The sequence below is a fragment of the Nocardia sp. CC201C genome (assembly GCF_030010695.1).
Taxonomy (GTDB): Bacteria; Actinomycetota; Actinomycetes; order Mycobacteriales; family Mycobacteriaceae; genus Nocardia; species Nocardia otitidiscaviarum.
Genome location: NZ_JASCXP010000286.1, coordinates 1 through 9680, shown reverse-complemented (window position 1 = coordinate 9680; position 9680 = coordinate 1). Strand labels below are relative to the sequence as shown.

The following is a 9680-nucleotide window of genomic DNA, read 5'->3' as shown; positions in this document are numbered from 1 at the left end:
ATCGATACCGGGAACATCTGTGGCCGATGGCGGTGACAGCGCAGCTAGGACGGATGACATGACCGATACCTTGGTGTTGGACGACTTTCTTCCCACTTACGACCACGTCGTCTCCGTTTCGCGGGTTTTCCGAGCGCCGCCCGCGGAGGTTTTCGAGGCGGCGGTGACCATCGATCTGTATCGACTTCCGCTCGCGCGATTGCTGATCGCGGCCCGTGGGCTACCGGCGCGGATCTCCGATGTGCGGGCGCGGCGGCGGGGCGAGGCGGTGCCGCCGGAACCGCCGACGTTTCGGGTGCGGGACCTACCGGAGCACGGTTGGATGCTGTTGGGTGAGCGCCCGCATTCCGAACTCGTCTTCGGCACCGTGACCAAACCCTGGCGTGCGCTCGGTGGTGAACCCGAGAAGCCTGTTACCGCGGAGAACTTCGCCGGTTTCGACGAGCCGGGGTTCGCCAAGATGGCCGAGAGCACCAGGGTCAGCCCCTATGGCGCCCACGCGTGCATCCTCACCCTGGAAACCCGCGTGGCGGCGACGGACGAGGACAGTCGGCGGCGATTCCAACGCTATTGGCGGTTGACCGGACCATTCATCGAACTGATCCGCCCGGCCGTGATGCGTGCCCTCGAGCGGAAGCTCTCACAGCCTGTCGCTGGGTGAGGATCGATTTCGCGGCACTACGCATCACGAAGATCACGCCGTGAATCTCCGGCGGTCGTACACCATGCCCGCTCCGTCGCCCCGCCCGGCCCAGGACGCGGCCAGCGCGCGCGTGGTGTGTCCGGCCAGATCGACCAGAACATGCAGGAAGAAGTAGCCGACGGCCAGGCACACCAGCGCGAGTATCAGCGCGGCGCGCCGTTCGGCAGGCGTGCACACCGTCGCCCGGCTCCGCCGCCGCCTGTTCCGCATGAATCGAACCCTTGTCATTGGCTTGCGCGTCCGGTCTTCTGGTGGCATCGATGCATCGTCCGGCGTGCGACATGATGGCCACATGCCCGAACACATCACCCTCATCCGCTCCGGCATTCTTTCCGACACGGCCGAATATGCCTACGCCGCGACGGCTCCCGCCGGTGCGCGCTTGATCTTCATGGCCGGAGCCTGCCCCCTCGAGCCCGACGGTTCCACCGCCGCGGTCGGTGACTACGTCGGTCAGGCGCGGAAGGTCATGGCGAACCTGCGCGTCGCCCTTTCCGAAGCCGGTGCCCGTCTCGACGATGTGATCAGCACCCGCGTCTATGTTGCCTCCTCGAACCAAGCCGACCTGGTGGCGGTCTGGGAGGTGGTGAGAGACGCCTTCGACCCTCATGATCCACCGAGTACGTTGCTCAGCGTCACCGTGCTCGGGTACGACAATCAACTCGTCGAGGTGGAGGCTGTTGCGGCGGTGGTGGACGGCTGATCCACGGATTGCTCGGCCGCCGGGCGGACCTACGGCTCGGGCTGCTCGGAGAATGCGGCGATGGCCCGCATCATCGCCTCGATCATCGCGGGTCCACCGTGCCCTTCGTCGTCGATCAGGACGAAGCGGGATCCCGGCCAGGCCTTGTGCAATTCCCACGCGGTCGCCGCCGGTCCGCTGACGTCGAGCTTGCCCTGGATCAGCACTGCGGGAATGTGATGCAGTGCGGGCAGGCCATCCCGCAGCGCTGACGGCGGTAGGAAGGCCGCGTGCTTCCAGTAGTGCACCACCAGTGTGGCGAACACCCGTCGCCACACCGGATCCTGCTCGTCGGCAGCCGGTTTCGCGCCGAGCGAGACGTGTGCGTCCTCCCAAGCCATCCAGGAGTCCACCGCCCGCGTCCGAACCTGTTCATCGGTGTCGGTGAGCAGGTCGTAGTAGGCGTCGACCAGGCGTTGGTCGGGCCGTGCACCGCCCGCGCCGCGAAAGGCGTCCCATTCGACGGGAAACAGCCGTCCCACCGTTTCGGTAATCCACTCCACCGCATCGGAATCGGTGAACGTGGTGGACATCAGCACCAACTGGTCGACCCGCCCCGGGTGGGCCTGCGCATACGCCAACGCCAGCGTGGTACCCCAGGAGACACCGTCGACGAGCCACGACCGTATGCCGAGATGCTCACGCAGGACCTCGATGTCGGCGATCAGATGCGCCGTGGTGTTCGTCGCCAGCGCGGCGGCGTCCGGAATGACGAGCGGTCGGCTACGACCACAGCCACGCTGCTCGAAGCCGACGATCAGATACCTCTCCGGATCGAACCACCGCCGATAGCCGGACCCGATCCCCCCGCCCGGCCCACCGTGCAGATACAACGCCGGCTTCCCCCGGGGATTACCGGTGCTCTCCCAATAGATCTCATGCCCATCACCGACCGGCAGCATTCCGCTCGCGTACGGCTCGATCGGCGCGAACAGCGCGGGTGTCGACACGGGTCGACCCTATGCCCCCGGGGCGCAGCCAACACGACGACCCCGAGAATGGAGCACGAACTCGCCGATTGTCTTTGGTCGATCCTCATCTTGGCTCATCGGTATGAGGTTGATATCGAAGCGGCCTTCTCCAGGACGATGGATGAGCTGAAGGAAGTCCTCTCGATTCGACTGCCGGAAGTTCGCGAGTAGCGCTGTCCGCGCGAACTATGTGCTCGACGGGCTCCCTACCGCTTCCACGCGGCGTCGCAGGAGGCAGAATTCGTTGCCCTCGGGGTCGGCCAGGACGTGCCAGGAGACGTCGGGGCCCTGGCCGATGTCGATGGGGCGGGCGCCGGCGGCCAGTAGGCGGTCGAGTTCGGTGTGTTGGTCGCGGTCGGTGGGGTTGAGGTCGAAGTGCAGGCGGAGTTTGGCGCGTTTGGGTTCGGGGTTGGGGAGGAACATGAGGGTGGGTTGGGGACCGCCGAATCCGGTGTCGGGCGGGCCTATTTCGAGGGCGCCGTCTTCCCAGCCGAGTTCCACGTAGCCGAGGACCTCGCACCAGAAGTCGCCCAGTCGTTGCGGGTCGGCGCAGTCGATGAGGAGTTGGGTGATTCGGCAGGCCATGGCGGTGACGCTACCTGGGCGGGATTGCCCCGGGTAGTCGTTTTCGGTGCTGGTCGGCGCGTTCAGGGGGATGCTTCGTAGTGGGCCACGATCGCGGCGGCGCGGTCGCGCAGCGAGGTGCGCAGCCATTGCGGCGCAAGGACTTCCGCACTGGTGCCGAGCTGCCACAGCGCCCATTCGGCATGTCTCGAATCCTGGAAGGTCACTTCCAGCCGGACCCAGCCGTCCGGGTCGTCGGCCTCGGTGCCGACCGACAGTGCGGTGCCCACCAATTCCGCCCGCCGCGCCGGATGCACCCGGGCCAGCACGGTGACCTGCTCGCCGCCGGTGCGGAAGCGGGTGGCGCGCTCCTCCCAGGCCCGCGCCAAATCGACGCGGTCCGGGCGCCGCGCGGGTTCGGGGAGCACTTCCGCCGCCCGGATCCGGGACAGCCGATAGGTGCGCTCCGCCCCGGACCGCGTGGCCATCAGATACCCCTGGCCGCGCACGGTGACCAGGCCGATCGGGTCCACCGTCCGCCACCGCGGCGTCTGGTCCACGGCGGCGTAGTGGATGCGCAGCCGGTACCCGGCGAATACCGCCCGCCGAACCTCGGCCCCGATCGCGTCGGGTACGTCCTCGGCGATCAGACGGCGCGCGAGCAGGTCGGTCTCCGGTTCGATGAGCAGCCGCTGCGCCGCGCCGGTCGCGGTGGCGCGATTGCTGTCCGGGAGCGCGTCGACCACCTTGCGCATGGCCGAGGACAGCGCCGTGCCGAGGCCGAAAGCCAGTGCGCCGCGCCGTGATCCGGCGACCAGCAGAGCGAGCGCCTCGTCGTGGTTGAGCCCGGTGAGTTCGGTGCGGAAGCCGGGCAGCAGGGCGAACCCACCCCGCCGCCCGCGTTCGGCGTACACCGGGATACCGGCCGCGGACAGCGCCTCGATATCGCGCAGCACCGTGCGGGTGGACACCTCGAGTTCGCGGGCGAGCGCGGTGGCGGACAGTCGACCGTGCTGACGCAGCAGCAGCACCAGCGAGACCAATCGGTCGGCGCGCATGCCGAGAACTCTATCGGAAATACCTGACAGAGGATGTCGTGTTTCGTTGGCAGGGTTATCGGCATGACAAACAACGACAAGGCCACCGACCCCAACGACCTGGGCAAGTACTTCATCGAACGCGCCAATGCGGGCGACGTCGACGGACTGGTGGCGCTGTACGAGCCGAATGCCGTCCTGGCCTTCCCGCCCGGCAGCCTCGCCACCGGGCACGCGGAGATCCGCAAGGTCTACGAGCAGTTCGTCGCGGCCGCGCCGGTGCTCACCCCGGGACGGCAGCATCCGGCGCTGGTGAGCGGCGACCTGGCGCTGACCGCGTCCACCCTCACCACCGGTGAGATCACCGTCGAGATCGCCCGGCGGCAACCGGACGGATCCTGGCTGTGGGCCGTCGACCAGCCGGCACTCGAGGCGTAACGCGACGGCGGTGGGCCGGTACGGCTCGGCCCACCGCCGCCATCCTGGATGGCGGCGCGCGGAGTCCCCTTCGAACACGGCGAGGGGTCGATGGCCAAACTGGCGGCCAGCGAAATCGCCGTGCGGGCAACCGAACGCGCGATCCAGACGCTCGGCGGATGGGGGTACATCACCGACCATCCGGTGGAGAAGTGGTATCGAGACGCGAAGCTGTACACCATTTTCGAGGGCACCAGCGAAATCCAGCGCATTGTCATCGCCCAGGCGATGGGAGCCGCCGCGGGCCGCCCGCCCCTGCATATCGACCTCGAACCGTCGGGCGGGCCGCTGAACCGGCTGTTCGGACGCGGCACCCCGGCGCGCGGGCGGGCGGCCGCGGCGGCGCTCGGTATGCGTGACCGCGTGCCCGCTCCGGTCGTGCGGGCCGCGATGAAGGTGCTGCGGCCACCACGCTGAACCGGCCCACCTAGGTGGCGATTCGCTCCACCCTGGGCGGCGGCGCCCACCCCTCGGTGGGCTGATATCGGCGCTCCGGACGGCGGACAGTGGAACATGTCCCGCCCAGCAACCGGAGCCACCGATGTCGATCACGAGCACCACCGCCACCTCGGCGCACCGTCGTGCCACGGTCCGGACAGCGGACGGCGTCGCCCTGGCGGTGCGGGAGTACGGCCCGCGCGACGCGGCGCTGACGGTGATCCTGCTGCACGGACACTGCCTGCGCGCCGAGTCCTGGACCTACGTCCGCGACGCCATGGCGCGGTATCCGGGCGCGCGCGTCGTCTGCTACGACCATCGTGGGCACGGGGCGTCCGCCGCCGCGCCCCGGCACACCTATCACCTCGAACAGCTCGCCCGCGACCTGCGCGACATCCTCGACGCGGTCGCCCCGACCGGACCGGTGATCCTGGTCGGGCACTCGATGGGCGGCATGACCGTGCTCACCTACGTCAGCCAGCGGCCGCACGAGATCGGCACCCGCATCGTCGGCGTCGGCCTCATCGCCACCGCGGCGAGCGGCCTGGCCGACGCCGGTTTCGGCCGCCTGCTGCACAATCCGCTCATCTCGCTGTTCCAGACCGCCGTCCGGTTCGCGCCCACGGTGATGCAGCGGGCGAAACTTCTCGCCTGCAAGGTCTTCGCGCCGATCGTGCGGGCCGCCGAATTCGGTGACCGCAAGGTCAGCCCCCGGGTGCTCGCGCTCGCCAACGCCATGCACAACCAGACCTCGATCGTCACCATGGCCGGCTTCCTGAGTTCTTTCATGAGCTACGACCAGACCGACGCTCTCGCCGTCCTGTCGAAGGTCCCGACTCTGGTGGTGTGCGGTGCGGCCGATCTGATGACGCCGCCCGCGCACTCGGTCGCCATCGCCGCCGCCGTCGACTACGCGGATCTCGTCGTGGTCGACACCGCCGGACATTCGGTGATACTCGAACAACCGGTGCCGGTGGCCGACGCCATATGCCGCCTCATCACCCGGGCGGCGGCCGGCGCGCTCCGCGACGCGGTCGGTCACCCCGGGCTGCCGCGGCCGCTCCGCCCCGTTCACGCGGCGGCGGACGGCCGGGCCGGAGCGGTGCGGGTGCTGGACGCGGCGTGATCAGGGCGTGGTCGTGACCTTCGGACCCGTCCGGGATCGCCGCCACAGGCGGTACCCGCGATGCGCGGTGAACGCGCCGAGAATCGCGACCACACACCAGACCGCGATCGCGGCGTAGGCCAGCGGGGCGGACAGGTCGCCGATCGACGCGCCGAGCGCGGTGTAGACGAAAGCACGCGGGGCGGAACCGATGAGTGCGCCGACCGCCATCTGCCACAGCGGGATTCCGAGTGCGCCGAACAGATAGGCCGCCATCGCGTCGGAGACGCCGGGGATGAAACGCTGGCCGACGACGGCCCACAGGCCGCGGCGGCGGAGTTGGGCGTCGAGCGCTGCGGCGCGGTCGGTTCCGAGCAGTTCGCGGGCACTCGCGTGACCGGCGCGTCGTCCGAGGAACGCGCAGAGGGTCGCCGTTCCGGTTGTGCCGCCCAGCGTGACGAACGTTCCGACCAGGGGGCCGAACAGCAGGCCGCTGCCCGCCGCCAGGATCGGCCCCGGCACGAAGGTCGCGCCGAGCAGCGCCGCGGCCGCCGCGTAGGCCAGCGGCGCGGCGGGGCCGGTCGCGGCAACCAGGGTGCGTACACCGTCGATATCGATCACGCGCGCGATGGCGACCAGATAGAACATCGTCGACAGGAACGCCACGCACAGTGCGAGGCGCAGGATATGCCGCCGTCGGCTGGTCGGCGGCCCGTCGATCGCGGTCATGGTGCATCACCCTGCCGCATCGGGGAGCGATGCCGCGACCCGGACACTCATCCGATGCCGCGACCTGGGCACTCATCCGATGCCGCTGTCGGCCGGATCACCCGGACCCCACCACGCGTGGCGGCACCGGAGCGCAGTGCGCGTCCAGCACTACGGTCCCCCCGCACAGCGGCCGCCCCGGGCCGATCGGGCGCAGGCGGTGGCGAGGGTCGCCTCGGTGAGCCGCGATCCCGGCCATCGTCGTGCGACCGCGATGTCTTCGCCCGCCGCCGCGTCGGTATGCGAAGGGACTCCGACGAAAGGTCCGAACTTGCGCGTGCCACCGCATGAGCGGACCTGTGGCGCGGTCGTGGATCGCGCCTCGGATCAGCGTGTGGCCGGAAGGCACACTCGTCGGGCACCGTGTCGGGGTGCGCGCGGGGAGCGGCGTTCCGGCGTGGGAGCGGGCAGTTCGCCGAGGGCCGCGAGCAGTTCGCGCCGCCGGGTCGCGGAGACTCCGCGCCGATCGCGACATGTGAGCGCGGCCTCCATCGCCCACAGCATGTCGAAGGTCAGCCCCTGCACCCGGGCGGCGTGCAGGCGGCGATAGGCCTCGACCGCGCCGACGGCGGCGAGCTCGTCGAGGGTGGTCACGTCGGCATGGGACAGGACCGCGGCGGCGTCGCGGCCGAGGTGGTAACCGCGATCCCGCCACTCACGGATTCTGAGATGAGCGTCGCCCCGGACGCTTTCGGCCTCCCGCCAGACCGCGACGCGGAGGGATTCGGGATCGGTGGGCGCGTTCGCGCGTGACAGGACTTGGGCGCGGGCCTGGTTGGCCACGTGCACCATCGGGCGGAACCGCCGGAAGATCTGGATCTCACCGTCGTACCCGTGATCCCAGGGGCCGAGATAGGCGTAATCGCTGCCGTATCCGTTCGCCGTGTCGAGCCCGGCGGCGTGCAGCGCCCACGCGCGGGCCTCATCGGGGGTGCGCGGAGCCAGGACGAGCAGGCCGCTGCGACGGCTGACGATGCCCCGGTCCTTGCGCCGGCGATAGCGGTCCCACCAGGCGTCGCGCGCGGCGGGCTCCAGCGTGCGATCGAGGCCGAAGGTGTGCCAGCGTACGGTGCCATCCGGATTCGACAGCGGCAGGCGGCTTTTCAGCCACCGGGCGGTGTGATCGTCAAAGGGCGTGCACCAGCCGGGGACCAGCACGATGGGATCGGCGGGGTCCGCGTCGAACGGGTTCGGGCACAGGAACGGGCGGTCGATGAGCACGACCGTTCGCGGGCGTGCCTGATACGACAGTCCCCACAGCAATCGGGCCAGCAGCCGCGCGCCGTGCTCGTCGGAGAGCACATGCCAGGTGTCGTGGAACCTGTTCGTGCTGAATCTCGCGTGGGTGCCCGGCCGCGGGGTGATCACGGTGTGGACGTGACCGGGCGACCGCACCTGGTGCCGGTGCAGTTTGAGGCCGTCGGAAACGGATCGGGCGGTGGCCGGACGTTGCTGCTTCATCGGGATCCATGACGCCACAACGGTGTTCGCCGCACAACCGAATTTCGGGCTACGACCGGTCCGCGGCCAGCCCGCCGAGTAGTTCGTGCACCAGCCTGGCGCTCAGCGCCCGTGCGTGTCCGGGGTCGTCGGTCTCGGTGATGGTCAGCGGCAGCTCGGTGAGCGCGCCGTAGAAGGCGCTCGCGATCAGCTCGGCGGGGTAGGGCCGGATGAGTCCGGCGGTCAGCAGTTCGCGGATCGCCTCCAGGAGCAGACCGCCGAGATGCCGCTGGTCGAGTTCGCGCCAGCGCTGCCAGCCCAGGGCGATCGGGCCCTGTTGCAGCACGATATGCCGGTAGTCGGGTTCCGCGCAGATCTCGAGGAATTCCGCGACACCGCGGTCGATCCGCTCGAAGGAATCCGACACCGCGGCGGTGGCACGTCGGATGCGTTGCGCCGCTCGGGCTTCGAGCTGTTCGACCACCGCCTCGAACAGGCCGCGCTTGCCATCGAAGTGGTGGTAGAGCGCCCCTCGGGTGAGGCCCGCGGCGCGCACTAGCTCCTCGGCCGAGAGGTTCGCGTACTCGCGTTCGGCGAACAGCCGCGCGGCGGTGTCGATCAGCGTCTGGCGGGTGTTCTCGGCGTACTTCTCCCGCAGGGATTCCATACGCCATGGATATCACATACAGTGTGCATGTCAGATACACGCTGTATGAAGGCGGGCGCTCATGGATGAGTCGGTGGATGTCGTGGTCGTCGGGGCCGGGATCGCGGGACTGGTCGCCGCCCGCGAGCTGGTACGCGGCGGGGCCGAGGTGCTGGTGCTGGAGGCGCGCGACCGGGTCGGCGGCCGGCTGCTGAACGGCGAACTGCCCGGCGGAGCGCCCATCGAGGTGGGCGGCCAGTGGGTCGGGCCGAGGCAACATCGCATCCTGGCATTGCTCGAGGAACTGTGTCTGGACACCTATCCGACGCATACCGCCGGGCGGAGCATCGCCGAAATCGGTTCGGCCCGATCGGAGTACACCGGCCGTATCCCGAAGTTGAACCCGCTGGCGCTGGCCGACGTCGCACAGGCGCAGTGGCAGCTGGACCGGATCGCGCGTCGCGTCGCGGCGGGGGAGCCCTGGCTCGCGGCGGAGGCCGAAACGCTGGACGGGCAGACCTTCGCGACCTGGCTGCGGCGCACCGCCCGCACCCCCGGCGGCAGGTCCTTCTTCCGGATCATCACCGAGGCGGTGTTCTCCGCCGAACCCGAGGACATGTCGGCGCTGTGGGCGGCCTTCTACGTCGGCGCGGCCGGTGGTGTGGACGCGTTGATCAGCACGGCGGGCGGGGCGCAGCAGGACCGTGTCGTCGGCGGTTCGCAGACCATCGCCACGGTGCTGGCCGCGGAACTGGGGGAGCGGGTCGTCCTCGGCGCGCCGGTGCGCGA

General features: G+C 69.7%; 12 protein-coding genes and 1 pseudogene. 6 read left to right on the top strand and 7 right to left on the bottom strand.

The genetic code is table 11. The annotated features are described in order from the left end of the window. Positions 1-58 precede the first annotated feature (58 nt). Positions 59-661 (top strand): hypothetical protein, encoded by a 603-nt coding sequence (locus QK444_RS25235; RefSeq protein WP_282784331.1) that lies wholly within the window; start codon positions 59-61, stop codon positions 659-661. Between the two features lie 33 nt (positions 662-694). Here QK444_RS25235 and QK444_RS25230 read toward each other — a convergent pair whose 3' ends face one another. Continuing rightward, positions 695-913 carry a hypothetical protein gene (locus tag QK444_RS25230; protein ID WP_282784329.1) on the bottom strand — a complete coding sequence of 73 codons (219 nt, stop codon included), beginning with the start codon at positions 911-913 and terminating at the stop codon, positions 695-697. An 82-nt stretch (positions 914-995) separates the two neighbouring features. On the opposite strand from QK444_RS25230, the gene QK444_RS25225 reads away from it, so the two are divergent. Beyond that, positions 996-1406, top strand: a complete 411-nt coding sequence (locus QK444_RS25225) for a Rid family hydrolase (protein WP_282784334.1) — start codon at positions 996-998, stop codon at positions 1404-1406. 29 nt (positions 1407-1435) lie between these two features. Here QK444_RS25225 and pip read toward each other — a convergent pair whose 3' ends face one another. From pip to QK444_RS25210, 3 genes are all read right to left on the bottom strand, one after another. After that, entirely contained in the window at positions 1436-2395 is a 960-nt protein-coding gene (gene pip / locus QK444_RS25220) for a prolyl aminopeptidase (RefSeq protein ID WP_282784327.1), read from the bottom strand. Between the two features lie 207 nt (positions 2396-2602). Beyond that, positions 2603-3001 carry a VOC family protein gene (locus QK444_RS25215; protein ID WP_282784325.1) on the bottom strand — a complete coding sequence of 133 codons (399 nt, stop codon included), beginning with the start codon at positions 2999-3001 and terminating at the stop codon, positions 2603-2605. A gap of 62 nt (positions 3002-3063) precedes the next feature. Next, entirely contained in the window at positions 3064-4038 is a 975-nt protein-coding gene (locus QK444_RS25210; RefSeq protein WP_282784323.1) for a WYL domain-containing protein, read from the bottom strand. Between the two features lie 63 nt (positions 4039-4101). Between QK444_RS25210 and QK444_RS25205 the strand changes: the two genes are divergently transcribed. The 3 genes and pseudogenes from QK444_RS25205 (at position 4102) to QK444_RS25195 (ending at position 6058) form a co-directional block, all read left to right on the top strand. Further along, a complete protein-coding gene (locus tag QK444_RS25205) occupies positions 4102-4455 on the top strand; it encodes a nuclear transport factor 2 family protein (protein WP_195147649.1) in 354 nt (117 codons plus the stop codon). 42 nt (positions 4456-4497) lie between these two features. Continuing rightward, positions 4498-4911: pseudogene (locus QK444_RS25200) on the top strand (acyl-CoA dehydrogenase family protein); the annotation flags it as partial. Between the two features lie 124 nt (positions 4912-5035). Then, entirely contained in the window at positions 5036-6058 is a 1023-nt protein-coding gene (locus QK444_RS25195) for an alpha/beta hydrolase (RefSeq protein WP_282784318.1), read from the top strand. Here QK444_RS25195 and QK444_RS25190 read toward each other — a convergent pair whose 3' ends face one another. The 3 genes from QK444_RS25190 to QK444_RS25180 form a co-directional block, all read right to left on the bottom strand. Beyond that, the gene (locus QK444_RS25190; RefSeq protein WP_282784317.1) at positions 6059-6766 is read right to left on the bottom strand and encodes a VTT domain-containing protein; all 708 of its coding nucleotides are present in this window, start codon (positions 6764-6766) and stop codon (positions 6059-6061) included. A 366-nt stretch (positions 6767-7132) separates the two neighbouring features. After that, positions 7133-8266, bottom strand: coding sequence for a TfoX/Sxy family DNA transformation protein (locus QK444_RS25185; RefSeq protein WP_282784315.1), 1134 nt, complete (start codon positions 8264-8266; stop codon positions 7133-7135). 49 nt (positions 8267-8315) lie between these two features. Continuing rightward, the gene (locus QK444_RS25180) at positions 8316-8912 is read right to left on the bottom strand and encodes a TetR/AcrR family transcriptional regulator (protein WP_282784313.1); all 597 of its coding nucleotides are present in this window, start codon (positions 8910-8912) and stop codon (positions 8316-8318) included. Positions 8913-8973: 61 nt separating this feature from the next. On the opposite strand from QK444_RS25180, the gene QK444_RS25175 reads away from it, so the two are divergent. Next, the coding region (locus QK444_RS25175) for an FAD-dependent oxidoreductase (RefSeq protein ID WP_282784311.1) at positions 8974-9680 on the top strand (707 nt) is incomplete at its 3' end.